The sequence below is a fragment of the Mesorhizobium sp. CAU 1732 genome (assembly GCF_039888675.1).
Taxonomy (GTDB): domain Bacteria; phylum Pseudomonadota; class Alphaproteobacteria; order Rhizobiales; family Rhizobiaceae; genus Aerobium.
Genome location: NZ_JBDQQR010000001.1, coordinates 14,645 through 40,477, shown reverse-complemented (window position 1 = coordinate 40,477; position 25,833 = coordinate 14,645). Strand labels below are relative to the sequence as shown.

Annotated in this window: 26 protein-coding genes; 17 read left to right on the top strand and 9 right to left on the bottom strand. The window is 64.0% G+C overall.

All coding sequences use genetic code 11. From position 1 onward, the window contains the following. Positions 1-53: 53 nt before the first annotated feature. Together AAFN55_RS00200 and AAFN55_RS00195 are read left to right on the top strand one after the other, a co-directional pair. Positions 54-1,262, top strand: coding sequence for a GGDEF domain-containing protein (locus AAFN55_RS00200; protein ID WP_347796873.1), 1,209 nt, complete (start codon positions 54-56; stop codon positions 1,260-1,262). Between the two features lie 89 nt (positions 1,263-1,351). After that, positions 1,352-2,545: a GGDEF domain-containing protein gene (locus tag AAFN55_RS00195; RefSeq protein ID WP_347796872.1), complete on the top strand. Its 1,194-nt coding sequence runs from the start codon at positions 1,352-1,354 to the stop codon at positions 2,543-2,545. A gap of 2 nt (positions 2,546-2,547) precedes the next feature. Here the strand turns inward: AAFN55_RS00195 and AAFN55_RS00190 are convergent, their stop codons facing one another. The 3 genes from AAFN55_RS00190 to AAFN55_RS00180 all read right to left on the bottom strand — a co-directional run bounded on the left by AAFN55_RS00190 (position 2,548) and on the right by AAFN55_RS00180 (position 5,163). Then, the gene (locus AAFN55_RS00190; RefSeq protein WP_347796871.1) at positions 2,548-3,378 is read right to left on the bottom strand and encodes a hypothetical protein; all 831 of its coding nucleotides are present in this window, start codon (positions 3,376-3,378) and stop codon (positions 2,548-2,550) included. Continuing rightward, positions 3,375-4,715 carry a hypothetical protein gene (locus AAFN55_RS00185; protein WP_347796870.1) on the bottom strand — a complete coding sequence of 447 codons (1,341 nt, stop codon included), beginning with the start codon at positions 4,713-4,715 and terminating at the stop codon, positions 3,375-3,377. The genes AAFN55_RS00190 and AAFN55_RS00185 overlap by 4 nt, the downstream gene beginning before the upstream one ends. A gap of 97 nt (positions 4,716-4,812) precedes the next feature. Then, a complete protein-coding gene (locus AAFN55_RS00180) occupies positions 4,813-5,163 on the bottom strand; it encodes a hypothetical protein (protein ID WP_347796869.1) in 351 nt (116 codons plus the stop codon). A gap of 199 nt (positions 5,164-5,362) precedes the next feature. Between AAFN55_RS00180 and AAFN55_RS00175 the strand changes: the two genes are divergently transcribed. The 7 genes from AAFN55_RS00175 to AAFN55_RS00145 all read left to right on the top strand — a co-directional run bounded on the left by AAFN55_RS00175 (position 5,363) and on the right by AAFN55_RS00145 (position 11,016). Continuing rightward, positions 5,363-5,824 carry a GNAT family N-acetyltransferase gene (locus tag AAFN55_RS00175; protein ID WP_347796868.1) on the top strand — a complete coding sequence of 154 codons (462 nt, stop codon included), beginning with the start codon at positions 5,363-5,365 and terminating at the stop codon, positions 5,822-5,824. A gap of 78 nt (positions 5,825-5,902) precedes the next feature. After that, on the top strand, positions 5,903-6,265 hold the full coding sequence (locus AAFN55_RS00170; RefSeq protein WP_347796867.1) for a hypothetical protein: 363 nt from the start codon (positions 5,903-5,905) through the stop codon (positions 6,263-6,265). A 259-nt stretch (positions 6,266-6,524) separates the two neighbouring features. Further along, positions 6,525-6,929: a succinate dehydrogenase, cytochrome b556 subunit gene (gene sdhC / locus AAFN55_RS00165; RefSeq protein ID WP_347796866.1), complete on the top strand. Its 405-nt coding sequence runs from the start codon at positions 6,525-6,527 to the stop codon at positions 6,927-6,929. A gap of 2 nt (positions 6,930-6,931) precedes the next feature. Continuing rightward, the gene (sdhD, locus tag AAFN55_RS00160) at positions 6,932-7,315 is read left to right on the top strand and encodes a succinate dehydrogenase, hydrophobic membrane anchor protein (RefSeq protein WP_347796865.1); all 384 of its coding nucleotides are present in this window, start codon (positions 6,932-6,934) and stop codon (positions 7,313-7,315) included. 3 nt (positions 7,316-7,318) lie between these two features. Further along, the gene (sdhA, locus tag AAFN55_RS00155) at positions 7,319-9,163 is read left to right on the top strand and encodes a succinate dehydrogenase flavoprotein subunit (RefSeq protein WP_347796864.1); all 1,845 of its coding nucleotides are present in this window, start codon (positions 7,319-7,321) and stop codon (positions 9,161-9,163) included. Positions 9,164-9,178: 15 nt separating this feature from the next. Further along, entirely contained in the window at positions 9,179-9,958 is a 780-nt protein-coding gene (locus tag AAFN55_RS00150) for a succinate dehydrogenase iron-sulfur subunit (protein ID WP_347796863.1), read from the top strand. A gap of 11 nt (positions 9,959-9,969) precedes the next feature. After that, the gene (locus AAFN55_RS00145) at positions 9,970-11,016 is read left to right on the top strand and encodes a DUF2332 family protein (RefSeq protein WP_347796862.1); all 1,047 of its coding nucleotides are present in this window, start codon (positions 9,970-9,972) and stop codon (positions 11,014-11,016) included. A gap of 27 nt (positions 11,017-11,043) precedes the next feature. Here the strand turns inward: AAFN55_RS00145 and AAFN55_RS00140 are convergent, their stop codons facing one another. Both AAFN55_RS00140 and AAFN55_RS00135 read right to left on the bottom strand, forming a co-directional pair. Further along, positions 11,044-12,060: a Gfo/Idh/MocA family oxidoreductase gene (locus tag AAFN55_RS00140; protein WP_347796861.1), complete on the bottom strand. Its 1,017-nt coding sequence runs from the start codon at positions 12,058-12,060 to the stop codon at positions 11,044-11,046. Continuing rightward, positions 12,057-13,094: a Gfo/Idh/MocA family oxidoreductase gene (locus tag AAFN55_RS00135; RefSeq protein ID WP_347796860.1), complete on the bottom strand. Its 1,038-nt coding sequence runs from the start codon at positions 13,092-13,094 to the stop codon at positions 12,057-12,059. The genes AAFN55_RS00140 and AAFN55_RS00135 overlap by 4 nt, the downstream gene beginning before the upstream one ends. 145 nt (positions 13,095-13,239) lie before the next feature. Here AAFN55_RS00135 and uxuA point away from each other — a divergent pair, with 145 nt between their 5' ends. Continuing rightward, positions 13,240-14,433 (top strand): mannonate dehydratase, encoded by a 1,194-nt coding sequence (gene uxuA, locus AAFN55_RS00130; protein ID WP_347796859.1) that lies wholly within the window; start codon positions 13,240-13,242, stop codon positions 14,431-14,433. A 20-nt stretch (positions 14,434-14,453) separates the two neighbouring features. Here uxuA and AAFN55_RS00125 read toward each other — a convergent pair whose 3' ends face one another. From AAFN55_RS00125 to AAFN55_RS00115, 3 genes are all read right to left on the bottom strand, one after another. Next, on the bottom strand, positions 14,454-15,986 hold the full coding sequence (locus tag AAFN55_RS00125) for a tripartite tricarboxylate transporter permease (RefSeq protein ID WP_347796858.1): 1,533 nt from the start codon (positions 15,984-15,986) through the stop codon (positions 14,454-14,456). Positions 15,987-15,995: 9 nt separating this feature from the next. Then, on the bottom strand, positions 15,996-16,517 hold the full coding sequence (locus tag AAFN55_RS00120; RefSeq protein ID WP_347796857.1) for a tripartite tricarboxylate transporter TctB family protein: 522 nt from the start codon (positions 16,515-16,517) through the stop codon (positions 15,996-15,998). Positions 16,518-16,593: 76 nt separating this feature from the next. Beyond that, on the bottom strand, positions 16,594-17,631 hold the full coding sequence (locus AAFN55_RS00115) for a tripartite tricarboxylate transporter substrate binding protein (RefSeq protein ID WP_347796856.1): 1,038 nt from the start codon (positions 17,629-17,631) through the stop codon (positions 16,594-16,596). A 210-nt stretch (positions 17,632-17,841) separates the two neighbouring features. Here AAFN55_RS00115 and AAFN55_RS00110 point away from each other — a divergent pair, with 210 nt between their 5' ends. The 3 genes from AAFN55_RS00110 (at position 17,842) to AAFN55_RS00100 (ending at position 19,907) form a co-directional block, all read left to right on the top strand. After that, complete coding sequence (locus AAFN55_RS00110) at positions 17,842-18,570, top strand: GntR family transcriptional regulator (protein WP_347796855.1); 729 nt, start codon at positions 17,842-17,844, stop codon at positions 18,568-18,570. 270 nt (positions 18,571-18,840) lie between these two features. Beyond that, positions 18,841-19,014: a hypothetical protein gene (locus AAFN55_RS00105; protein ID WP_347796854.1), complete on the top strand. Its 174-nt coding sequence runs from the start codon at positions 18,841-18,843 to the stop codon at positions 19,012-19,014. Then, positions 19,011-19,907: a bifunctional 5,10-methylenetetrahydrofolate dehydrogenase/5,10-methenyltetrahydrofolate cyclohydrolase gene (locus tag AAFN55_RS00100; protein WP_347796853.1), complete on the top strand. Its 897-nt coding sequence runs from the start codon at positions 19,011-19,013 to the stop codon at positions 19,905-19,907. Before AAFN55_RS00105 ends, AAFN55_RS00100 begins: the two co-directional genes overlap by 4 nt. Positions 19,908-19,999: 92 nt before the next feature. Here the strand turns inward: AAFN55_RS00100 and AAFN55_RS00095 are convergent, their stop codons facing one another. Then, positions 20,000-20,677: a GntR family transcriptional regulator gene (locus AAFN55_RS00095; protein WP_347796852.1), complete on the bottom strand. Its 678-nt coding sequence runs from the start codon at positions 20,675-20,677 to the stop codon at positions 20,000-20,002. A gap of 192 nt (positions 20,678-20,869) precedes the next feature. Between AAFN55_RS00095 and AAFN55_RS00090 the strand changes: the two genes are divergently transcribed. From AAFN55_RS00090 to AAFN55_RS00075, 4 genes are all read left to right on the top strand, one after another. Then, entirely contained in the window at positions 20,870-22,123 is a 1,254-nt protein-coding gene (locus AAFN55_RS00090; RefSeq protein ID WP_347796851.1) for an aminotransferase class III-fold pyridoxal phosphate-dependent enzyme, read from the top strand. 45 nt (positions 22,124-22,168) lie between these two features. Continuing rightward, complete coding sequence (locus AAFN55_RS00085; protein WP_347796850.1) at positions 22,169-23,044, top strand: transketolase; 876 nt, start codon at positions 22,169-22,171, stop codon at positions 23,042-23,044. Next, positions 23,041-24,084 carry a transketolase C-terminal domain-containing protein gene (locus tag AAFN55_RS00080; RefSeq protein WP_347796849.1) on the top strand — a complete coding sequence of 348 codons (1,044 nt, stop codon included), beginning with the start codon at positions 23,041-23,043 and terminating at the stop codon, positions 24,082-24,084. The genes AAFN55_RS00085 and AAFN55_RS00080 overlap by 4 nt, the downstream gene beginning before the upstream one ends. Before the next feature lie 135 nt (positions 24,085-24,219). Further along, positions 24,220-25,815, top strand: a complete 1,596-nt coding sequence (locus tag AAFN55_RS00075) for an ABC transporter substrate-binding protein (protein ID WP_347796848.1) — start codon at positions 24,220-24,222, stop codon at positions 25,813-25,815. Positions 25,816-25,833 lie beyond the last annotated feature (18 nt).

The window sequence follows — 25,833 nt, the reverse complement described above, 5'->3', positions numbered from 1 at the left end:
GTTGTTGGTGCCTGCGCGATAGCCTTCCTGCCTTGCGGCAATGGGTAGGTGGCTTGAGCAGGGATCTTTTCATCGCGCTCATCAATCCGGGAATGGCGCTGATCCTGTCGGCGGCATTCTTCCTGCTTTGGCTGCACCAGCGCAACCGCCGCTATATTCTCGCGCTGGGCTTCGCCTATGTCGCCTTCGGGGGCGGCTTTCTCTTCCAGTATTTTCTTCCGTTCGGCCTGCCGATCTCGAAGCTGATTTCCAACGTGCTGGTGATCGGCGGCGGGATTTCCCTGACGCTGGGCGCGCTGTCGCGCTACGGCAGGACCGTTCCGCTAAAACCGCTCATCGCCATAGCGTGTGCGGGGTTGACGGCCTATGGCTGGTTCGAGATCGTCCAGCCGAGTCTTACCTGGCGGGTTTATGCGATCAACTTCACCTTCGGCGCGATCTCGCTGGTGCTGGCCGCGGAACTTCACCATGTGGCGCGGCGCAGGATGGTCGACAACGTGCTGCTGTGGACGGCCTGCATATGGGGATTGAGCCTGTTCCTTCGGCCCATCGTGGTTCTTTCGATCGACCCCCTGTCGGAGAATCACGTCAATTTATATGAATCGCTCTACTGGATCACGCTCATATTCCTGGCGGCGATCTTCCTGCTGATATTCGCTCTGATCCTGATCAGCGCCGTCGCACTCGACGTAATGGACGATCTGAAGCGTGAATCGAATACGGACGTTCTGTCCGGTCTGCTCAATCGCCGGGGGTTCGAGGAAGACGCGGACATGTTGCTTCGGTCCGCACGCCGCATGGGCATGCCGGTCGCGCTGATCGTCTGCGACCTCGATCGCTTCAAGGCGATCAACGACACCTATGGCCATGCGTGTGGCGACAGCGTCATCGCGACCTTCGCGCAGTGCCTCAGCACATGCATCGGAACACGGCATGCGGCTGGCCGCATCGGGGGCGAGGAGTTCGCCGTTCTCCTGCCCGGAGCCAATCTCGGCACCGGCCGGCTTTTCGCGGAGGGCGTCCGGACGTCCTTCAGCACCCTGGCTATCCCGGGCCTGCCCGAATCGACGCGTTTCACGGCGAGCTTCGGCGTGGCCGAGTGGGTCGAAGGTGAAGGCGTGACGGAACTCGTCGCCCGCGCGGACCTCGCGCTCTACGATGCCAAGAAGGCAGGCCGCGATTGCGTGCGTGTGGCGTCTGCGCCCTCGGTCACGCCGCGCCGCAAAAAGCGTTTCCTGGCGGATATCACGGGCGGCATCTGAGTGGCTGCCCGGTATTTCCGATGTCAGCCTCACCGTTAACGGGATATTCGGCGACTGCTCCGACAATGCCGTCATAATCGGATTCAGATATGAGCGGCGCTTCCTTTATCCTCGCGATAAACCTTCTGATAGCAGGGCTTTTCTGCACGTCCTTCGTCGTGATCGCGATCTACGACAGCAAGTACCGATCTGCACGCTGGTTTGCGGCCGCTTATGCGACAGGAATGCTCTATGCCGTGCTCGAAGTGTCGATCTCGACGTTTTCGAATGTCGGACTGGCGGTGTTTCTCGGGCATACCGCGTTTCTGCTGACGCTTCTGCTCCTCAACATCGGCATCGCGCGGCGCTTCGGCGTGCCCGTGCCACGCGCGCTTCTGACGGCAGCGTTCGCGCTCTCCATGGCGGCGATTACCTTGACCCTGGACATGCCTCGCGATTCGCTCCTGCGCATGTATCTCTACCAGACGCCGTTCAGCATGATGCAGGCCATCGGCGCGTGGATCGTCTTCCGTGTGCATACCCGCCGCGTGATCGACAATCTTCTCGGCGGGTTTCTTATCGTCAGCTCCCTGCACTTCCTGTCGAAGCCGCTTCTGGCGGGTTTGGTCGGCGGGTCGGGCGCAAGTCCTCAGGACTATCTCGGTACGACCTACGCCATGCTGTCCCAGTCGCTGGGCGCGGTGCTCATCGTCGCGACGGGTCTTCTTCTCCTGCTCGCGCTCATGATGGACATCATGAAGGACATGACCGCCAAGTCGGAAACCGACCTTCTGTCCGGGCTCCTGAACCGGCGCGGCTTCGAGGAGCGGATGGAAGGCCTCGTCCGGCGATACCCGCTCAACGGCCTTCCTCTATCGCTCGTCATCTGCGATCTCGATCACTTCAAGGACGTCAACGACACTTACGGCCATGGCGTCGGCGACAGGCTGATCACGCTGTTTGCGCGGACATTGCGCGACAGTTGCGCGTCGCATCACGTGCTGGGCCGTGTCGGTGGCGAGGAGTTCGCCGTCGTGCTGCCGGGGAGCAATCTCGCGGCGGCACGGCTTCTGGCCGAGAGCGTGCGCGGGAATTTTTCGGGCATTGCGCTCGAAGACATTCCGGAAGCGCGGTTCACGGCAAGCTTCGGCGTCGCGGAACTGTCGCTGAACGAAACGCCCGCGTCCTTCATGGCGCGCGCAGATGCGGCACTCTACCAGGCGAAGCGGACCGGCCGTGATTGCGTGCGCGTCTCGCGCATGGAGCACATCATCGAAGGCGGAAGGACATTCGCGACGAAGTGAGGCTATCGGCTGGCGACAGGCGTACCGCTGGTCACAAGCCGGTATTTGGCAAGTTCGTCCGGCGAGAGATAGTAGAGCGACTGGGGCGGCGTATCGAGCGCATGCAGCCACAGTGTGGGATCGACGTCCATTTCCATGAGATAGCGCGAGATGCGCGCCGCCGTCGCCTGCGCATCGGACATCGCCTGCGCCGGGGCGCTGACGGCGTTCGTCGCCGCGTAAAACTGGTGCAGGCCGATCGCCGCCTTCTCGCCGGCTGTACGAACCACGCCACCCGCCATGACGAGCGGGCATGACGAGGCGCAGAGCGCACCGTCCGGAACCTGCGTCGACAATCCCTTGTCGCGCGCCAGCCGCGCGATCGCCATCGCATCCTCGAGTGAACCGCCGGGCGAGTTCAGCGACAGCGTCCTGACGTATTCGCCGCGCGCTTCGATCTCGCTCGCGAACCGGTCCGCGGCGCCGAGATCGATGCTGCCTTCGGCGGCCAGCACGCCGCCGGGCCGAAGCTCGAATGTCATCGGCGTGCGCAGCGCGTCTCCATCGAGCGTGACGTTCTCGCGCGGATCGACGCTCGGCGCCTGCGTGGTTCCGGTCCGGACGGCGGGAGGCAGCACAGGCTCGACATAGACGGTGCCGCCGGTCGGCAGCGGGTCGAGCGCGGCGCGCTCGTCGTAGAGCGCCTTGATATCAAGGCCGATCACCATCGCCGCGCCGATCAACAGGCCGTAGAACGCGCACCGCATGATCTCGCCGTCGTCGAAGCGGGTGACGTAGCGCTTGAAGAGACCGGGCTGCGTCGCGCTGCCGAAAAGTGCCTGCTGATTGCTCATGGTTCGTGTCGCTTCCTTTCGGCCATCGACAGTTTGGTGACGTTTTCCGTCGAGGAAGGTGGCGCTGCCGGGTCGTCGGGCTCCGCCTTGGCCGGCGTCCCGATCGCGTCGTCGCGCAACGCCTTCTCGCGGAGCGCGGCCGCCTGCCGACGCGCTATGAGGGTCTCGTGAATCTCGAGCGAGCGCAGCATGTCGGCCGCGCTGATGCGCTCGGCGTCGGACATGTTCTCCTCGCTGCGGCGCATGGCTCCGTGGGCGACGGCAAGAATGCCGACCAGCACGCCCGGCAGCAGATCGATCGAAATCGCGCCGGCCCAGCTCGGCATGAAACTCGACCAGTAGAGCAGAACCGCCTCGGCGGACGAAAGCGGCACGAAACGGCGCTCGGCGACCTTTGGCTGGGCCATGATTTCGGCCGCGGCGTTCGACAGGGCTTCCGACTGCGCGGCCACGGATGTGCGGATCGTGTCCATGACCTGGGTCTGGCGCCCGGCGAGGTCGTTCGTGCCGCCGCCTGCGACAGGGGCGATGAAACCGACCGACAGGTCCGAGGCCGCGCGCGCCACCGACGGCGCGATCGAGGTCTGTTCCAGCGATGCGATCACGCCTGCGAGCGCGACCGTTTCCTGCGCGAATGCATCAGACCTCGGCCCGACCGAGCCCGGAGCGGAGACGAGGCCGCGCATCGTCGCGAGATGGGCCTGCCCTTGCTCGAACGCCGTCGTTACCGTCCCGCGCGACGCTTCGATCGTCCTTTCGAGCTCGCGCATCTGGGCCGACATCTGGGTCAGGAGCTGGACGACCGAACCGGAGCCGGAGGTGCCGGTGAGCGCGCCGGATTGGCGTTCGTCGTCCGCCAGTCTCGCGAAGCGCTCCGCGGCGCGCTGGATGTCCGGCAGCAGCGACAGCGCCCCGATCGCATTGGAATGGGCCTGGTCGAGATCGGCCGTGTAGCCTTCCTGGGTGACGGCGAGATGCTGCTCGACGGCGGCCGAGCCAGCCAGCGCGGCCGCGTTCAGCCATGACGACATGGCGATGATCATCAGCGAGCCGATGGCCATGATGCCGACGAGCGCCATGCGTGAAGCGCCGTCGCGGAGCTCGGGCAGGAAGCGGATCAGGTAGACCCAGAAGCCGTAGATGCCGACCGAAACGGCGACCGAATAGACGATCGCCGCGAAAAAGACGAGCGCGGCGTCGCCGTCGAGCAGGCTGCGCACGCCCAGATAGGTGTAGACGCCGCTCGCCAGTGCCAGCGTGGCGAGAACGAACCGCGTCATCGTTTCGAGCGAGGCGATGTGCTGCCTCAGGCGGGTTGCGGTCTGGACCTGGCTCATCGACGCTCCTTTTTGCGCCATTGGAGCAGGAAAGGTGACGAAATGACGGCCCGTCCGGGTCGATGCCCGGCGCGGCGATCACAATCGCGTGGCGATATCACTCGCAGACGATCGGGGCTTGCGGAACGACATGATCCGGCAGGCCGTACATGTAACTGCGGCCTTTCCAGAGATAGGGCGGCCGGCTGCACCGGCGCACGTCACGAACCGCGCGCGGCTCGTCGAGGTAGACCACTTCCGGTTCGTAATACGAGCCGGTGAGGTTGTAGGATTCGGCCGCATAGCCCTGGCCGACGATGATGCGCTTGTACCCGGCAGGGCTCTGGATCACCAGATTGCCGAAGGAATCCGCGTGGACGCTCTCCTGATAAAGCCCACCGGCCGCAGCCGGGGCGATCGTCAATGCACCGAAAACCGAGGCTAGTGCTGCAAGCTTGCTGATGTTCATGGCATCGCTCCCGACCCTGAGGAATCGAAGCCTCCTCAGCCTGAAACTTAACGCTTTCTTAATCATTGTTAAGACCCCGCCCCGTCGTGATTCTGCCTCTCCATCAAACATGGTTAATTCGCGAGGCGAAATTCCGCGCCGGGCGGGCCGATTGACAGGCTCGCGGGAAATTCGGACATGGAGACACGGAGGATGCGCCATGACGTTGAACCACCAGATCGACATATCGTTGCTGCGGCTCAACGATGCGCATGATCTCGCGCCCCTGCTTGCGGCATACACGCAGGCACTGAAGCGCGGAGCGCCGCGCCGCCCCGACGCGTTCTATGCCGAAATGCTGCTGCAGGATCGCACGGCCGAAGTGATGGGCGCGCGAATCGATGGAACGCTCGTCGGTTTTTCCATCTTCACCGATCTGCCCGATCCGATTTCGGGCCTGCGCTGTGGACAGGTCGATCACCTTTACGTGCATCACGAGCATCGCAAGAAGGGCATCGCCAAGGCGCTGATCGACCTTCTCGCCGATCAGGCCGAGGAGCGGGGATGGTCCAGACTGGTGCTCAATGCGCCGCGCCAGCCGGAAGACGGCCGCAAACTCTACGAGCGCATCGCCTCTCCTGCCGACTGGACCGCGCACGTCATCCGTTTCGAGGATCAGTAGCTGTCCGTCGCGCATACGCGCCACGCCTGTCAGCGCGGCGTTGATCTTTCGCCACGATTGGCGATAAGTCTCCGCCCGATGAAAACCAAAAACAAAAGCGGGCAGACAGCCCTTCGCGTTGGGCTGGCCTGCCTGGTGACGATCATTCTCACCGCCTGCGTGGCCGATCCGCAGCAGTCGCAAGGCCAGGACATGTCGTCCACGTCGTCGGTTCAGCCAAGGCGGGCCGTCTACAATTGCGGGAGCGACGGCAGCATCACCGTCGAAAATGCCCGCACGGCCGTGCGACTCACCGATACGCATGGCGAAAGCTACGACCTGCCTGCCTCGCCGCCGACTCAGGCGAGCCGATACGGCGAAGGCGGACTTGCGCTCGTCGTCGAGGGACGTGAGGCGCTCTGGATGAAGGCCGGCAGCGAACCCCAGACCTGCATGCGCTGATTCGCTTACCGGCAAATTCCAGGTTTACGCAGGGGCACCTCTGATGCGACGCGGCGGGTTCAATCGATTGAACCCGCGTTCCGTTTCCAGACTGTTCATGGATGGCTGCTAAATCAGCGGCCACGCATGGTTTTCCGGCTTTGACGCAGTGCAAAAACCGCACTAGAAGACCGGCAGCCAAGGGTCGCAAAACGGACCGGGCATTGCCGCATCACGCTTCAAGGCAAGGCTCCCGCGCGACCGCCAGATTGGGGGAGCCATGAGCAAATCCGCAGCCACCCGCGCAAGACCACTGTCTCCGCATCTGCAAATCTATAAGCCCATACCGACGATGGTGATGTCTATCGTGCACCGCATCACGGGTGTGGGGCTGTATTTCGGCATCCTCCTCGTCGCCGCGTGGCTGCTCGCCGCCGCGACATCCGAAGACTGGTTCAACACGGTGAGCGCGATCTACGGATCGTGGATCGGCAGGCTGATCCTGTTCGCCTACACCTGGGCGCTGATCCATCACATGCTGGGCGGCATCCGGCACCTTGTCATGGATACCGGCAAGGCGCTCGGAAAGCAGTCCTCGACAACAGTCGCAACGGCGATGCCGTTCGTCTCGATCGGCCTGACGCTTCTGCTGTGGGTCGTCGGCTACTTCGCGCGGGGAGCTTGAGCATGAGCGATTTCCGTACGCCCCTCTCCCGCGTTCGTGGCCTGGGCGCGGCCCGCGAAGGCACCGGCCATTTCTGGTATCAGCGCGTCACCGCCGTCGCCAATATTCCGCTGACGCTGTTCTTCATCGGCCTGATCATCGCGCTGAGCGATGCGTCCTACGTGGATGTGCGCGCGACGCTCGCCAATCCATTCGTGGCGGTCACGCTGACGCTGGCGCTGCTGTCGGTGCTCTATCACATGAAGCTCGGCATGCAGATGGTCATCGAGGACTACGTCACCGATGAGCTGAGCAAGCTCATTTCGCTGATGCTCAACATCTTCTTCACACTCATCGTCGGCGCGGTCTCGATCTTCGCGCTGCTCAGAATAGCTTTCGGAGGCTGACGCGTGGCCGATACGAGAAACAACGCCAGCAGGCCTGCGTCCTCGGGCGCTTACCAGTATGTCGACCACAAGTTCGACGTCGTCGTCGTCGGCGCCGGTGGCGCGGGTCTTCGTGCTACGCTGGGCATGGCCGAACAGGGTCTCAAGACCGCCTGCATCACCAAGGTGTTCCCCACCCGCTCACACACCGTCGCGGCACAGGGCGGCATCGCCGCCTCGCTGCAGAACATGGGTCCGGATAGCTGGCAGTGGCACCTCTACGACACCGTCAAGGGCTCGGACTGGCTCGGCGACGTCGATGCGATGGAATATCTGGCGCGTGAAGCGCCCGCAGCCGTCTATGAGCTCGAGCATTACGGCGTGCCGTTCTCGCGCACCGAGGATGGTCGCATCTACCAGCGCCCGTTCGGCGGCCACATGCAGAATTTCGGCGACGGTCCGCCGGTTCAACGTACTTGTGCCGCAGCCGATCGCACCGGCCACGCCATCCTGCACACGCTCTACGGCCAGTCGGTCAAGCACAACGCGCAGTTCTTCATCGAGTATTTCGCGCTCGACCTGATCATGACCGACGGTGTCTGCACCGGCGTCGTGGCCTGGAACCTCGATGACGGCACCATCCACCGCTTTTCGGCCAAGATGGTCGTTCTCGCGACCGGCGGTTATGGACGCTCCTACTTCTCGGCCACCTCGGCCCATACCTGCACCGGCGACGGCAACGGCATGGTCGCACGCGCCGGCCTGCCCTTGCAGGATATGGAGTTCGTGCAGTTCCATCCGACCGGCATCTACGGCGCGGGCTGCCTCATCACCGAGGGTGCGCGCGGCGAAGGCGGCTATCTCGTCAACTCCGAAGGCGAGCGCTTCATGGAACGCTACGCCCCGTCCGCCAAGGACCTTGCAAGCCGAGACGTGGTCTCGCGCTGCATGACGATGGAAATCCGCGAAGGCCGCGGCGTCGGCAAGGGGAAGGACCACATCTTCCTTCACCTCGACCATCTCGACCCGGCCGTTCTGCATGAGCGCCTGCCGGGCATTTCCGAGAGCGCGAAGATTTTTGCGGGCGTCGACGTCACCCGCGAGCCGATCCCGGTTTTGCCGACCGTGCACTACAATATGGGCGGCATCCCGACCAATTACTGGGGCGAGGTGCTGAACGCCGACGCCGCCAACCCGGAGCGTATCCAGCCGGGCCTGATGGCTGTCGGCGAAGCCGGCTGCGCATCGGTACACGGTGCCAACCGTCTCGGCTCCAACTCGCTGATCGATCTCGTGGTGTTCGGCCGCGCCGCCGCCATCCGTGCCGGTCAGGTGATCGACCGCGAAGCCGCGATCCCGTCGATCAACGAAGCCGCCTGCGACAAGATCATGGAGCGCTTCGACCGCATCCGCCACGCCAACGGCTCGAAGCCGACCGCGGAACTGCGCGAGAAGATGCAGAAGGCCATGCAGGAAGACGCCGCCGTGTTCCGCACGCAGGAAACGCTGGAACAGGGTTGCAAGCGCATCTCGGAAATCTGGAGCGAACTGCCGGACGTGAAGGTCTACGACCGCTCGATGATCTGGAACTCGGATCTGGTCGAGACGCTCGAGCTGGACAATCTGATGGCCTGCGCCATCACGACGGTCTACGGCGCGGAAGCGCGCAAGGAGAGCCGCGGCGCGCATGCCCGCGAGGACTTCGACAAGCGCGACGACGTCAACTGGCGCAAGCACACGCTGTCGTGGGTGGATGAGGCGGGCAAGGTGACGCTCGACTACCGCGCCGTCCACACCGAGACGATGCTGCCGGAAGCCCAGGGTGGCATCAACCTGGACAAGATCGCGCCCAAGGCGCGCGTCTACTGATCGCGGGGACAGACAATGGTTGAAATCACGCTTCCCAAGAACTCGCGTGTCCAGCAGGGCAAGGTCTGGCCGAAGCCGGACGGCGCCACCAATCTGCGCGAGTACAAGATTTATCGCTGGTCACCCGACGACGACGAGAACCCGCGCACCGACACCTACTATGTCGACATGGACGATTGCGGGCCGATGGTCCTCGACGCGCTCCTGTGGATCAAGAACAAGGTCGATCCGACACTGACGCTGCGCCGCTCCTGCCGCGAAGGCATCTGCGGCTCCTGCGCGATGAACATCGACGGCACCAACACGCTTGCCTGCACCAAGGGCGCGGACGAGGTCTCAGGGGTCGTCAAGGTCTACCCGCTTCCGCACATGCCGGTGGTCAAGGACCTCGTGCCCGACCTGACCGTGCCCTACGCACAGCTTTCCTCGATCCAGCCCTGGTTGCAGACCGTGTCGCCGGAACCGGCCAAGGAGTGGAAGCAGAGCCATGAGGACCGCGCCAAGCTCGACGGTCTCTACGAGTGCATCCTGTGCTTCTGCTGCCAGACCTCGTGCCCGAGCTACTGGTGGAACGGCGAACGCTATCTCGGCCCCGCCGTGCTGCTTCAGGCCTATCGCTGGCTGATCGATAGCAGAGACGAAGCGACCGGCGACCGTCTCGACAATCTGGAAGACCCCTTCCGGCTCTATCGCTGCCACACCATCATGAACTGCACGCAGGCCTGCCCCAAGGGGCTCAACCCGGCCAAGGCGATTGCGGAAATCAAGAAGATGATGGTGGAGCGTCGGGTCTAGGCCCGGCTCCTATGGCGCTCGGCGGAGACATCGCTGCGCATTTCGAACACCAGGCTGTTGCCTGCGCGAAGCTAGGCTCGCCGTTCACCGCCAGACTGTGCCGGCTTCTCGTCGGCATCGTCGAAAACACCACGCAGACCGGCCGCCGGATCAGCGAATGGCCCGGCAATCCGAGGGCCGATGCGCTTGCGCTGCGCATTTGCGGCGGTCTGCATCGTCTGGTGATCGAAAAGGCGGACGCGGCTCTGGTTGCCGCTTACCCGCCCCGCAACTCCGACGACGCCACATTATCCACGGCCGTGGCCGACGCGTTTCGCCGGCACGATGCCGTACTCTTCGCGGGACTCGATTCGGCCCCTCAGACGAACGAGATCGCCCGGTCGGCGATGCTGCTGCCGGGCTTCCTGGCGATCGCGCGCGAAACCGGATTGCCATTGGCGCTGTGCGAAATCGGTTCAAGCGGTGGGCTGAACCTGCTCTTCAACCGCTTTTTCTATCGCTATGGCGACGCGAGCTGGGGCGACGCCGCGTCACCGGTGAAGATCACGTCCGAGTTGCGATCCAGCACCCTGCCGCTCGCCGGCGGTCTCGACATCGTGTCGCGACATGGCTGCGATATCGCGCCGGTCGACGTCGCACAGCGCGACGGGCAGTTGCGCCTGCGTTCCTATATCTGGCCGGACCAGCCCGCGCGGCTCGAACGGCTCGACGGTGCAATCGCGCTGGCCGGGCAGAACCCGTACCGGCTGGAAAAGGCCGACGCGGCCGATTTCGTGAAAGCGCAGATCGCCAACCGGCCCAAGGCTTCAGCCTTCGTGCTGTTCCATTCGATCATGTGGCAGTACATGCCGGCGGAAACGAAGGCATCCATCCTCGCCACGCTCGACGAGGCAGGGTCCTCCGCGACGCGGGACGCGCCGATCGCACGATTGCGCATGGAACCGCGCGACCCGAAGGGCGGCTGGGCGACGCTGAGCCTGACCACATGGCCTGGGGGCGAAACCCGGCGCCTCGCAAAATGCGATTTCCACGGCCGCTGGATCGAATGGACGGCGTGACACGCCTTAGGCCGCGAGATACGCCGCCTATCGCTGACCGTCGGCCATCATCTGCGCCTCGAGTGCCAGCCGCGTGACTTCCGCCGCATGGTCGAATGTCATGGCGGTCTGCGTCCGGTTCGCGACGTCGGCGGCGAGGTCGCGGAAATAGGTGAGCGGGATATTTGCGCAGTCGATGTAGCGGGACTCGGCGTTGTTGACGAGAAAGAGGTGATCGGATCCCGCTCGCCCCTCGATATCGACATACTTCCTGAGCTCGATATAGCCCTCCGTGCCGAGCACGGTCAGCCGCCCGTCGCCCCATGCTGGCAGGGCGTCCGGCGTGAACCAGTCGAGCCGCGCATAGCCGCGCGCCGTCTCGCTTTCGAGCATGATCTCGCCGAAATCCTGAAAGGCCGGATCACGGGGATTGCCGACATTGCGCGCCGTCGCGGTGACGATGCGGGCGGTCTTCGATCCCGTGAAGGTGAGGAACTGGTCGATCTGGTGCGTGCCGATGTCGCCCAGGATTCCGCCATAGAGGCTCTTGTCGAAGAACCAGGCGGGCCGGGTCGCCCGGTTGAGGCGGTGCGGTCCCATCGACAAGGTCTGCACGACCGTGCCGATCGCGCCACCGCGCACCAGTTCCAGCGCCTTCAGCGCGGACGGAACCTCGAAGCGCTCCGAAAAGTCCAACGACCAGATGCGCCCCGTTCTGTCCACCGCTTTCTTGACCCGGTCGAGCTCATCGAGCGAGATGCAGCCCGGCTTGTCGAGCATCACGTCCTTGCCGCTTTCCATGGCCTCGATGGCGTGATTGGCGCGGTGATGGGGCGCGGATGCGATGAGCACGAGGTCGATATCGGGATCGTCGAGCAGTGTCCGCCGATCCGCGACGCGCGGCACCTCGGGAAAGCGCTTGACGAAACCGGCGATCGTCTGCAGCTCCCCTTCCGTCCACCAGCCCTTGCAGGTCGCCCCGGCATCGACCATGCCCTGGAGCATGCCATAGATGTGCCGATGGTCGATACCGACCACGGCGACGACGACGTCAGGTCGGCTCATCGTGCTCTTTCCTGTACTTCGCTGACCGAAACCGGGCGGCGTTCCCTGGAGGACAGGCTCATTGCGTCGATCAGCGCGTGCACCTTGAGCGCCTCCTCGCCGGTGACCGCGGGCGGGCGCCCGTCGCGCAGCGCCTCGATGAAATCGCGCTGCGCCGCAGCGTGCCAGTCATGGGTGAATGCCATCGGGTCGGCGCCGCCGCCCGTGGCCGAAACCTCGCCGAAGGTTTCGATCCTGCCGTCACGCCAGGAGACCGTGAGCGTACCCGCCCGCAGCAGCGTCGAGGCGCGCTCGAAGTGTAGCTCGATCGATTCCGGGCTTCCCGGATAGGACGCCGTTGTCGCGACGATCGCTCCGACTGCGCCCGCGCCGAAGGTGACGCCGGCTGTCGCGAAATCCTCGGCCTCCATCCGGTGCAGGCGCGTTGTCGCGGTCATGGCCGTTACCTCGGCGACGGGTCCCGTATAGGTTAGCAGAAGGTCGAGCGTGTGGATGGCCTGATTGATGAGGACGCCGCCGCCGTCGCGCTCATAGGTGCCGCGCCCCGGCTCGTCATAATAGCTCTGCGGACGCCACCATGGCACATTGACCTGCGCGAAGCCGAGCGCGCCGAACGTGCCTGAGCCCACCAGTTCGGCCAGCTTGATCGAGACGTCGCGAAAACGGTGCTGGAAGACCACGCCCATGACCACGCCGGCGTCCCGGGCGATATCCACCAGCGCCGATGCGGCAGCCAGGGTTCGCTCCACGGGCTTTTCGAGAAGGATATGCTTGCCGGCGGCGGCCGCTTTTTTGACGATGTCGAGCCGGGCGTTGGGCGGGGTGAGGATGATCAGCACATCGACAGCCGGATTTGCCAAGAGATCGTCGATGTCTCTGGCGGGCGGGACGGACCATTCCTCGCAAAACCGGGCAAGCCGGTCGCCGTTGCGGCTGTAGACGCCTTCGACCTTCGCGATGTCGCGGAGATCCTGCAGCGCGCGCACATGGGTTCCGGCGACCATCCCTGCGCCCACTATTCCGACACCGATCACGTCTCTCTCCCTTGCCCACTGCATGCCGGTCGGCTTGCCAGTCGTCAACTTATAGCATATGTATTCTAGTATCCTAGAAAGCTGCGCATGACAAGTTTTGGACGCGCGGTGTGGCGGTCATGCGGAGGTTCGGGTGAAGCGGTTGATGCGGGAAACGTGGCGCTGGTTCGGCCCCGGCGACAAGGTAAGCGTCAACGACGCGCGTCAGGCGGGTGCGCAAGGCATCGTGTGTTCGCTCTATCACGTCCCGCCGGGCGAGGTCTGGTCGCGCGACGAGATCGCGAAACGACAGGCGGAAGTCGGGACCGGTCCCGACAGCCGGTCCACGGGCCTTGTGTGGGATGTCATCGAAAGCCTGCCCGTCTCGGAGGCGATCAAGACGCAGAGCGGCGACTGGTCCGGCCACGTCGCCAACTGGAAGGCCAGTCTCGACAACATCGCGGCCTGCGGGCTTGAAGTCGTTTGTTATAACTTTATGCCGATCCTTGACTGGACGCGGACCGATCATCGCCATGTGCTGCCGCATGGCGGCACGGCGATGGTGTTCGATCTCGTCAATTTTGCCGTGTTCGACATCCACATCCTGCGGCGGGCCGGAGCCGGCGCGGCATTTCCAGCCGAGATCGTCGAAGAGGCCAACCGGCGGGCGGCTGCCATGTCCGATGCGGAGAAGAGCGCGCTGGCCGACGCGATCGTGGCGGGACTTGCCGGCGCGGTGGAAAGCTGGACGGTGGAGACGCTGCGGGCGCAGCTCGAACGCTATGCATCCATCGACACCGAGATGCTGCGGCGGCACCATTACGACTTTCTGGAGGAGGTCGTTCCTCATGCCGAAAAGCTCGGCCTGCGCCTTTGCTGCCATCCCGACGACCCGCCGTTTTCGCTGATGGGCCTGCCGAAGGTCATGTCGACGGAGGATGACTACCGGCGCATGGTCGAGGCGGTTGACAGTCCCGCCAACGGCATCACCTTCTGCACCGGCTCGCTCGGGTCGCGCGACGATGTCGACCTGCCCGGCTTCGTGGATCGTCTGGGCCCGAAGATCGCCTTCGCGCATCTGCGCAACGTCACCCTGCACCATAGGGGCGTTCCCACCGGCTTCCTCGAGGACGACCATCTGGGCGGCGACGTGGACATGGTGGCCGTCGTCGGCGCGCTCTTGCGCGAGCAGGAGAGGCGGGTGGCGTCCGGCCGTTCGGACTGGCAAATCCCCTTCCGCCCGGATCATGGCCAGGACTTGCTCGACGATCTGCATCGTGGCGCCCGCGCCGGCTATCCGGCGATCGGCAGGCTCAAGGGGCTGGCGGAAATCCGCGGCGTCATGCACGCGCTGGCGTAACCATGTCGTCGTGATCCTGCCTACGGCTTCACGACGCTCCGGGTAAAGCCCGTCAGCTTCCTGAATGCCGCCGTCACGCGATTGCCGATCGCCGGGATGCTCATCAGGATGGTGATCACGACGATCATGCAGAGCACCGCGCTGATCGGCCGGGTGAGGAAGGGCATGACGTCGCCATTGCTCAGCGACAGGCCGCGCCGCAAATTGATGTCGAGCAGGTCGCCGAGCACGATGCCCAGCACCAGCGGGGCCATCGGATACTTCATTTCCCGCAGCAGGAAGCCGACGATGCCGAAGCCGAGCATGACATAGACGTCGAACATGCGCTGGGTCACGGCGAAGGAGCCGACCACGCACAGGACGGCGATCACCGCCATCAGGCGCTCGCGCGGCACCGACAGGATCTTGATGAACAGCTTGGTCAGCGACAGGCCGAAGATCAAATTGGCAAAGGTCGCCAGCAGCAGCATGGCGATGACCTTGTAGAGAAACGCCGGGTTCTCGATCATCAGCATCGGTCCCGGCCGGATGCCGTGGAGATACATCGCCGCGATCAGCACGGCGGCGGCGGCCGAGCCGGGCAGTGCGAGCGTGAGCGTCGGGATCATCGCCGCCGAAACGACCGCGTTGTCGCCCGTCTCGGCGGCGATCAGCCCTTCCTGGCTGCCATGTCCGAACGCCTCGGGGTTTTTCGAGAACCGTTTCGCGGCCGCATAGGAGGTCCACGAGCCGACGTCTTCGCCAACGCCGGGGATGATCCCGACGAAGGTCCCGATCAGGCCGGACCGGATGATCGTGCGCCAGTGCTGGAAGATTTCCTTGAGACGCGGGATCACGCGGTCGTTGACCGAGACGATGCGGGCGTCGTTGCGGCGCTTCATCGTGCTCAGGATTTCCGCCAGCCCGAACGCGCCGACCATCGCCGGGATCAGGTCGATGCCCGCGCCCAATTGCGGGATGCCGAAGGTGAAGCGCTGGTAGGCGTGGAGGCTCTCCATGCCGACCATGGCCGCGAGCAGGCCGAGAATACCGGCGATGTATCCCTTGATGGGCGTGTCGCTGCCGGTCATCTGGCCCGAGATGATGACCCCGAACAACGCCAGCCAGAAGAACTCGTAGGAGCCGAAGCGCATCGCCGCCTCGGCCAGCACCGGCGCGATCACCGCGAGGAAAAAGATGCCCACCAGCGTGCCGAGGGTGGACGATGTCGTCGACAGGCCCATCGCCAGCCCGGCCTTGCCCTGCCGGGCGAGCGGATAGCCGTCGAGCGTGGTCGCGGCGGCGGCCGGTGTTCCGGGGATGTTGAGCAGGATGGCCGTGCGGCTGCCGCCATAGATCGCGCCGAGATAGACACAGACGAGCGTCAGGATCGCCTGTTCGGGGGCCATCTTGTAGGTGACGGTCACCATCAGCGCGACGCCCATGGTCGCCGTCAGGCCGGGCAGCAGCCCGATCGCCAGGCCCAGCAGCGTGGCCCAGACCACGTTGAACAGCGATTCGGGATTGAGGAAGAAGCCAATGCCTTGGCCGAGCATCAACAGGCCGTCAAACATCGTAGCTCCTCACGGCAGACGAACGAGGAAGACGGTGGCGAAGAGATAGTAGATGCCGCCGCCGCACACGAGCGCCGTCGCGGCCGCCCAGAACAGCGACGTCGCAGCCGGCACGGGCGCGTCCGTCAGCACCATCTCGAAGGTGAGGATGAACGCCGCGATGAAGAGCATCGAAGCGGCCCAGAACGGCAGCCATCCGATCAGCCCCAGCGTGAAGACGAAGAACAGAAACATGCCGGCCATGACGCGCACGGCGGTCATGGAACCGAACAGTGCGCCAAACGCGCGCCAGCCTCCATCCGCCTCCATGCGCCACGACCGGGAGGCGAGAAGCGCGCCCAGGAACGCAAGCCCGGCACCGAGCATCATGGGCACAAGGCCGGGGATCGTCGCGGGGTGGATGCGCCGTGCCTCGAGGCGCGACATCGTGTAGGCCTCGTAGAACACGAACAGGCCCAGCAAAGCCAGGACGATGCCCGTCAGAAGATCGGCCTTTACCCGCAGGGCGCGATCCTGTTCGTCGGTCTGCATGGCGATGTCCCTGCCCCGTCATCTGGAAAAGCGGCGGAGACAAAGTCCCCGCCGCCTGAACGATATGCGTCGATGCCTATTGCACCGGCGTTTCGGTGCGCGCTTCGCAGTCGACGCCGATGGTCGAGGGGTCGTTGACGGCATTGCCGCGCTCGACGGCCGCGCAGGCCTGGGCGACGACGGTGGCCGAGACCATGCTGCGTGCCTCGTCACCCCATGCCGGCGAATAGACCGCGCCGGCTGTTTCGGCGTAGTTGCGCAGCGACGGTGCGGTCGCGACGTTCTCCTGCCAGACCGTGTCGAGCCGGTTCACGACCTCGGCGGGGAGTCCTTTCGGGGCGAGCACGCCGAAATAGTTGTATGCGATCTTGAGATCGGGCAGCCATTTCAGAACCGACGGGATCGGTTCGACGCCGTCGATGATCAACGGCTCTTCGGCGAGAACGGCGAGCGGCTTGAGGCGCTTGCCCCGGATCAGCTCGGACTGTTCGCCGGCAAGCTGGGTCGTGACCATGGCCTCTCCCGACGCGGTCGCGATCGTGGCCGGGCCGCCGCCTTCATAGGAGACGAGGTTGTAGTTGAAGCCGCCGATTTCGGCGAGATTGGCGATCGCGGTGCCGCCGGCCGAGCTGATACCCGCCGTCGCGACGGTGATCTTGCTGCCTTCGTCGGACCGAAGCGCTTCGAGCAACGCGCCGAAATCGTCGTAGGGACTGTCGGCCGGGACGCTGACCAGCGCCACGTTGGCGACGCTGAGATAGAGATGCCAGTCGTCGATCGTCGTGCCTTCGATGAGACCCGTGACGCCGTAGGTCGCCGCGTCGGCGATACCGGTGGCCAGAAGCGTGTAGCCGTCACGCGCCGAATTGAGCACTTCCTGCGTGCCGATGGCGCCCGATGCGCCGGGCTGGTTGACCACCACGACCTCGACGCCAAGCGCCTCCGCCAGGAGCGGCGCGGTCACGCGGGTCACCTGGTCGGTGGCGCCGCCCGCGCCCCACGGGACGATGATGTTGATCGGACGGTCGGGCGTCCACTCCTGGGCCATTGCTGCGGCCGGAAACAATGCCGTCGCGAAGACAGCGGCACGCATGCAGTTAGGCAAATGTTTCATGATTTCCTCCCACTCAAGAAACTCTCCCGCCTGATCCGGCTGGAATAGCCCTCCAAGCTAGAATACTAGCATACATAAGTTTGAAGCCGGCGCAACCCTGAGGGAAGCGGGGCAATTTCAGTCATCGACGCCAGTTTGCGGCGCATACCAATCTGGTATACTAGGTTTGTGAAGTCGAATATGAGTCAGGACGACAACAGGGACGGGATCATGGACGCTGTCATAAGCAAGAAGGCCGGCGTCGAGGACATCTACCGGCAAGCCGTGAGCGGCGTGAAGATCGAGTTCTCGGAGCAGATGTCGCCGCAGATCTACATGGCTCTGCGTCAGGCGATCATCCAGAACAGGATCCCGTCGGGCACGCCGATCTACGAATCCAAATTCGCCGAAGTGCTCGGTGTGAGCCGCACCCCGTTCCGCGCCGCCTTGCAGCAACTCGCGAAGGAGGAGCTGGTCGAAACCCGGCCGCAGGTCGGGTCCGTCGTCACCTCGATCGACAGGCAGAAGATCTTTTCGGCCATTTTCTGCCGCAGCGCGATCGAGACTGCCATCGTGCGTCGGCTGGCGACGCTCGACGCATCCGAGATGGATCGCCTGTCGCGGGTTCTGGCGATCCAGGCGGACTGCACCTCGCGCGACGACTATATCAGCTTCTTCGAGGTCGATGAGGCGTTCCATGCCCTGCTGGCCGAGATCGCGGGCGTTCCCGAGGCATGGCGGCTGATCATTTCAAGCAAGACCCACGTCGATCGCGCCCGGCTGCAACTGCAAAGCGCTATCCCCGGCCGCGCGGCCAAGGCCTATCGCGAGCACCTGCTGATCGTCGAGGCGATCAAGGCCGGCGACGCCGAACGCGCAGCGGAACTGATGCATGCGCATGTCAATTCCGTCATGGACATTCTGAACGGCGATCCGGATCAAGCGGTTCCGGCCCGGTAAGGGTCGCAATCAGATCGACCGTCACGGCATGGAGTCCGACGCGGCTCGGTTGCCCGATGATGCTGCGCAATTGTCATGGCGGCCTTGCAGGAGTGAACGTAGTGGTGCTAGATCGCCGTGCATCCTCAAGGATGCGCAAAGGCGATCTATCTCCTTGTTCGAGCACCGGAATAATCCGAAAATCGGATTCCACGTTTCGGTCCGATGCTCCAGGCCGGTCCAACATCCTGGAAAACGGATGGCTCAATTGCTGTTCGGGGGAGTTGTACAGTGACGGTTGCACATAGTCGGACACAGGGTCTGCCCGGTATCGTCCGCCAGACCGAAATCGTCGTTGCAGCGATGGGACGTGCCGGGATGGTCAAGGGCAACCGGATCAATCTGGGCACGACCGTCATCGATCGCGCCAACGGGCTTGCCGAACCGGAAGGCTTCACCCAATGATCACGACGCCGCGCGATCATCGCCTTATCGACGGCCGCGCGGTGCAGTCCCGCATTCTTGCCGAGGTGCGCGCCGCAGTCGACGTGGCGCAAGCGACCCGCCCGCTGGGGCGTCTGGTTTCGATCGTCATCGGCGGTTCGCCTGAGATTGGGGTCTATATCCGCAATCAGGAGCGCGGCGCGGGCAAGGCCGGGATACCGTTCGAACAGCAGGACTGGCCGGCGGATATCTCGCAAGAGGAATGCAAGCGCAGAATCGTGGCGCTCAATGACGATGCCGGCGTGCTCGGCATCATTCTTCAGCGCCCGGTCCCCCCGCATATCCACGTCCGATCGCTTCAATCCGCGATCCATCCGCTCAAGGATGTGGAGGGCATGAACCCGGCCTCCATCGGCAATATCGTCTACAGCGATGTCGCGCTGGCGCCATGTACCGCCGCAGCCTCGGTCGAACTGATCCGGGAAACCGGTCTGGAGCTGAAGGGGCTGGAGGTGGTCATGATCGGCCACTCCGAGATCGTGGGCAAGCCCGCGGCCTTTCTCCTCATGGCCGAAGGCGCGACGGTGACCGTCTGTCATCATATGACCCGTTCGGTTGCGATGCATTCGCGCCGCGCCGATGTGGTGGTCGTCGCGGTGGGCAAACCGCATCTCATCGGCCCGGACATGATCAAGCCCGGAGCGGCCGTTATCGACATCGGAATCAACCAGGTGACCGACGCCGACGGAACCGTGCGGATCGTCGGCGACGTGGATACGGATGCGGTTCGCGAGGTGGCGGGCTGGATCACCCCGGTTCCAGGTGGCGTGGGTCCGGTGACGGTGGCAATCCTGATGCGCAACGCCCTCGTCGCACATCAGCGCCAGACCGCGGCCGGCTGGCTGGGAGGCTAAAGCGCCGCGCTTTTCAAGGATTCCGCCAACAGCGCGGCCGGCGCAGCCAACCGCCGATACGCTGGAAATTCAAGACTTGCAGCCGCCTGCGGTTACGCGTTTTCCGCCTCGACGGTTTCGAGATACTTCACAAAGCTCCGACCGCCCTCCAGCAGGTCGTCCTTGAAGGCCTGGCCGAGGGCTTCGGGGTTCTTGTCGCGAAGTGCCTGGAGAACATGCATGTGCTGGTGCAGGCCGTCATAGGTGGGATGGCCGTAGGGGTAGAGCAGGTTCAGCAGCGGACCGATCTGGACCCAGAGCTTTTCCAGCATCTCGATCAGTTGCGGCATGTCGGATCGGCGATAGACGGAGAAATGAAAGTCGTAGTTCGCCAACAGAGCTGCGGGATAATCCTTTTCGCGCTCCGCGGTGACGAGGGTTTCATGCAACTGCTCGAGTTCGGCGATGAATGCATCGTCCACATTCGCCAGCGCCTTGGTGGCCGCGTAGGGTTCGAGCAGAAGCCTGATCTCGCGTAGCTCCATATATTCGCGCAGCGTCAGCCGCCTGACACGAATGTAGTAACCCGGCTTCATCTCGAGGGCGCGATCCTGCACGAGCTGGAGCAGCGCCTCGCGAACCGGCGTTTCGCTCGTTCCGAGGCTTTGAGCCAATTCACGGATCTTGAGGCGGTCGCCGGGCCGCAGCCGGGCGGCCATGAGTTGATGCTTCAACCTCATATAGATCTGGGCGGACAGGCTTTGGGACTGGATGTCGATCGGTCCTTTCATCGGGTCTCTCTGCTCCCATCCCTGCCTTGCTTGAGCCTAAAGCTCGGTTCCGCTCGTCACGCTTCCTACCATTGCCTTTCCGAGCCGGTCCAGCAGGTTCATCCCGGCGCGCCAGGAACGCATCCCGCGATGTTGCACTCGTCGGATACATGATATATCATGATGGCGTTGTTTCGGACAGGGATGCGGAAGATGGATCGCCAGCAGGACGATTTGGACACACGGCTTCGCCAGCGAGCCCAGGCGGTCATACCAGGCGGAATGTGGGGCCATCAGCACGCCCAGCGCCTGCCGGAGGGCTATCCTCAGTATTTCACGCGGGGCGAGGGTTGCAGGACCTGGGACGCGAACGGCCGCGCCTATATCGACTATCTCTGCGCCTGGGGGCCGATGATCCTCGGCTACAACGATCCTGATGTCGAAGCCGCCGCCGCACGGCAGCGCGCGATGGGCGACGGCCTGAACGGCCCCACGCCGCTGCTGGTCGATCTGGCCGAACTCGTCGTCGACACGGTGCCGCACGCCGATTGGGCGCTGTTTTCGAAGAACGGCACGGATGCGACCACGGCCTGCGTCACCATTGCCCGTGCCGGCACCGGCCGGCGGAAGGTTCTCGTCGCGCGCGGCGCCTATCACGGTGCGATTCCATGGTGCAGCCCGTCCGTTGCAGGCGTGACGGAAGAGGACCGCGCGCATCTGATCATCTACGACTTCAACGACATCCAGAGCCTCGAGGCTGCCGTCGAGCAGGCGAAGGGCGATCTCGCCGCCATCCTCGTATCGGCGTTCAAGCACGATCTGGGCAAGGAGCATCGGCTGCCCACGCGGGAATTCGCCAAGCGGGCGCGCGAGCTTGCAAGTGCTGCCGACGCCGCACTCATCGTGGACGACGTGCGGGCCGGGTTCCGGCTCGACATGGGCGGCAGTTGGGAACTCGTCGGCGTGCAGCCCGATCTCTCGGCCTGGAGCAAGGCGATTGCCAATGGCCGCGCGCTTGCCGCCGTCACGGGCAATGACCGCTTTCGGCAGGCCGCGACGCAGATTTTCACGACCGGCTCGTTCTGGACCGCAGGCGTATCGATGGCGGCTTCCATTGCGACGATCACCAAGCTGCGCGACACGAACGCCGTCGAGACGATGCGCGTATCGGGCGAGCGCCTGCGGGCTGGGCTTCAGGCGCAGGCGGATAAATACGGACTCAAGCTGCAGCAGAGCGGACCGGTCCAGATGCCTGTGATGCTGTTCGAGAATGACGACGACAGGCGGATCGGCAACCGCTTCTGCCTGGAGGCGCTGGCTCGCGGCGTCTACTTCCATCCGACCCATACGATGTTCCTTTCGGCGGCACACACGCTGCCGATCATCGAGGAAACGCTGCAGATCACGGACGAGGTCTTCCGGGCAGTGGCCGGCAAGGTCGGCGCGCCGGCTGCGGCCGATGCTTGACCTCATCGATCCACAATATATCATGTATCGAACCGGAGGTGCCTCGTGACAGACAAGTTGGACGACCGTCGCAACATGTCGCAATCCTACCTGGCCGACCGCGCCAAGTTCGTGCGTCTGGAAACCTTGCGTCTCACCCGCATTGCCGGGGCCGGGCACTATTCGAGCACGTTTTCCTGTGCCGAACTCCTCGCCGTTCTCTACTATGCGCATCTGCGGATCGACCCGGCCAACCCGCAATGGCCCGACCGCGACCGGTTCGTGCTGTCCAAGGGACATGCCGCGATAGGGCTCTATCCGGTTCTGGCTGATCTCGGCTTCTACCCCCCATCCAAGCTCGACGATTTCACGCGGCTCGGCAGCGCGTTCGGCGATCATCCGGACATGAAGAAAATCCCCGGCATCGACTTCTCGTCGGGCTCACTCGGGCACGGCCTGTCGGTGGCGCTCGGTATGGCGCTGGCCGGCCGCGTCGCCAAGCGCGACTACCGCGTCTACTGCATGCTGGGCGACGGCGAGCTCAACGAAGGCCAGGTCTGGGAAGCCGCGATGGCCGCCGGCCACTATAAGCTGCAGGGGCTCGTCGGCATCGTCGACCGCAACCAGTTGTCCATCGATGGCCCGACCGAGAAGGTCATGTCCGTCGAGCCTTTGGAAGACCGCTTTCGCGCCTTCGGCTGGGAGGTCCATCGCATCGACGGACACGATCTGGCGGCTGTCATGGAGACGTTCTCGGGCTTGAAGCCGGCCGGCGAAGGCAAGCCGCAGATGATCATCGCCGACACGATCAAGGGCAAGGGCGTCAAATATATGGAGCTGTCGCTCGACTGGCATGTCGGCAACCTCGTCGGTGCGGACTACGACGATGCGTGGTCCGAGATCGAGGCCGGGTTGCAGCCGCGTGTCGAGGAGAACGCATGATGGGTGCCGTCGACAACATCGGACAGGACCAGAGCACGCTCTTCCGGGGCAACGAGACCGAGCTTCGCCTGAAGGACGAAAAGTCCGTACGCGGCACGCCGGCCAAGTCGATGCCGGCTTTCATCCTCGGCGAAGAACTCGCCGACCTCGCGGAAAGCGACCCGCGCATCGTCGTGGCGACGGCCGATCTCGCCAATTCGAGCCGAACCCGCGATTTCGCCAACCGCCATCCCGACCGCTTCATCGATTTCGGCATCGCCGAGCGCAACATGATCACGGCTGCCGCCGGCATGGCATCCTGCGGCCTCGTTCCCTATGTCGCGACCTTTGCCTCCTTCGCCGGCATTCTGGCGGCGGAGGCGATCAAGACGGACTGCGCCTATCCGCGCATGAAGGTGCGGGTGCTCGGGCACCATTCCGGCATCTCGATGGGTTTTTACGGCACCAGCCATCACTCGACCGAAGACATCGGCATGATGCGCACGATCGCTGACCTGACGATCGTCTGTGCCGCCGACGCAAACCAGTTGCGCGCGATCCTGCGCGCTTCTGTCGACCATCCCGGTGCGATGTATATCCGTCTCGGCCGCGGGCGCGACGCGGAGGTCTACAGCGAGGTGCCGTCGGACTTCGCGTTGGGCAAGGCATCGACGCTTCGCGAGGGCACGGACCTGACCATCATCGCGACGGGCTCGCAGGTTCATGCCTCGCTTGCCGCCGCCGATCGGCTGGCCGGCGAGGGGATCACGGTGCGCGTCATCGACATGCACACGATCAAGCCGCTCGATGTCGATGTGATCCGTACCGCCGCGCGTGAAACCAAAGCGATCCTCACGGTCGAGGAACACAACATCATCGGCGGCCTCGGCTCGGCCGTGGCCGAAGTGCTGGTCGAGGAGGCGCGCATTCCGTTCAGGCGCCATGGCGTCATGGACGAATTTTCGCTGATCGGTCCGCCGGCCGCGCTTTATGCACACTATCGGCTCGATGCCGACGGGGTGACGGCGGTCGCACGCGAACTTCTCGACGTAAGGAGCTGACGGCAGGTCCTTTCAGACGAAAGGGGTCGTCTTTGCGCTTCCGGAAGGAGGCGGGGCGATCGGGGCTTCGGAACGATAAAAAACGGAACTGCACCGAAGCCTTTTCACTCTTGCAACTATCAATGGGAGATTGAGATGAAATCGCATTGGCCATCATTCGTCGCGGGGCTTTCGGGCGCGGCCGTCTTTCTGGGCGGCGCGTTCATGGCACCGGCGCAGGCGCAGGACCAGCCGTTGGTCATCGCGCGCAACCTCGAAATCAACTCGCTCGATCCGCACCGCGCGTTTTGCGACACATGCCAGATTTATCTGAGCTCGACCTATCAGGGGCTCGTGAAGCTCGGGCCCGACGAGAAGTCCGTCGTGCCGTCGCTGGCCACCGAATGGACGGCGAACGAAAACCAGACCCAGTTCACCTTCAAGCTCGCGCCTGACGCCGTGTTCTCGGACGGCAGCCCGGTCGAGGCCAAGGACGTCAAATGGACGTTCGAGCGGCTGAAGAATATCCAGGCCGATCCGTCCTTCATGATGAACGGCCTCACCTCCATCGAGACGCCCGACGACAAGACCGTCATCGTCAACATGGAAAGCCCGAATTCCGAGTTCATCGGCATCCTGGCCGCGCCCTATGTCGGGATCATCAACAGCGACGTCGCCATGGAAAACGGTGCGTCCGCAGCCGAGGACGCCGCGAGCGCGGATCAGGCGGAGACGTGGTTCCTGGCCAATTCCGCCGGCAGCGGTCCCTACATCCTCGATACCTATCGGCCCGACGACGAACTGCGCTTCAAGCGCAACGAAAACTACTGGGGCGAGGCGGCCCCGATCGGCGAGATCGTGATCGACCAGACCGCCGATGCCGTATCGCAGGCGCAGGCCTTGCAGAGCGGGTCGGCCGACATCGCGATGCAGATCGACCCGGACACGGCCGAGACGGTCAGTTCGCCCGACATCACCATCAAGACGGTGCCGTCCTACAACTTCATCTATGTGATGTTCTCGCCGGGTGCGGAAGGCAATCAGGTGCCGCTCGACCTGGAGGTGAGGCAGGCGCTGGCCTATGCGATCGACTATCGGGGCGCCATCGACTTCACCGTCGGCGGCGAAGGCGCGATGCAGGCGTCGCCGATCCCGAACGGCTTCCCCGGCACCGACGATCTTCCGATGCCGGAAGAAAACCTCGACAAGGCGCGTGAACTTCTCGCCGCGAAGGGGCTCGAAGGCGGCTTTGCGATCGACGTCACGGTCGCGTCGATGAACGTTTATGGCGTCGACCTGACGCTGCTCATGCAGAAGATCCAGCAGGATCTCGCCCGCATCAACGTCACGCTCAACATCCAGCCGGTGGCGTCCGCCGTGTGGCGCGAGCAGATCACGAGCCCGGGCATTCCGTTCTCCGCCCGCTTCTACGCGCCGGATTATTACGGGTCGGCGCAGTACGTGCAGTTCTTCGGCATGCTCCAGGATACATGGTGGGAGCGCAATGCGAGCCAGAAGGGCAAGGTCGATCTCGTCAATCCGAAGGAAGCCGAGTTGCTCCAGCAGGCGCTTGCCGCCTCCGGCGACGAGATGAATCGTCTCTACCGCGAAATCGCGCTCGAGATGATCAAAGACCGCATCATCGTGCCCGTGGTCAGCCCCAATCTCGTTCTTGCCTATCGCAACGAGATCGAGGGTGTACGCTACAGCGCATGCTGCAATCTTCCGCTGGCGGAACTGAGCCGCAAATAGGCGGCGTGGGTAACCCAG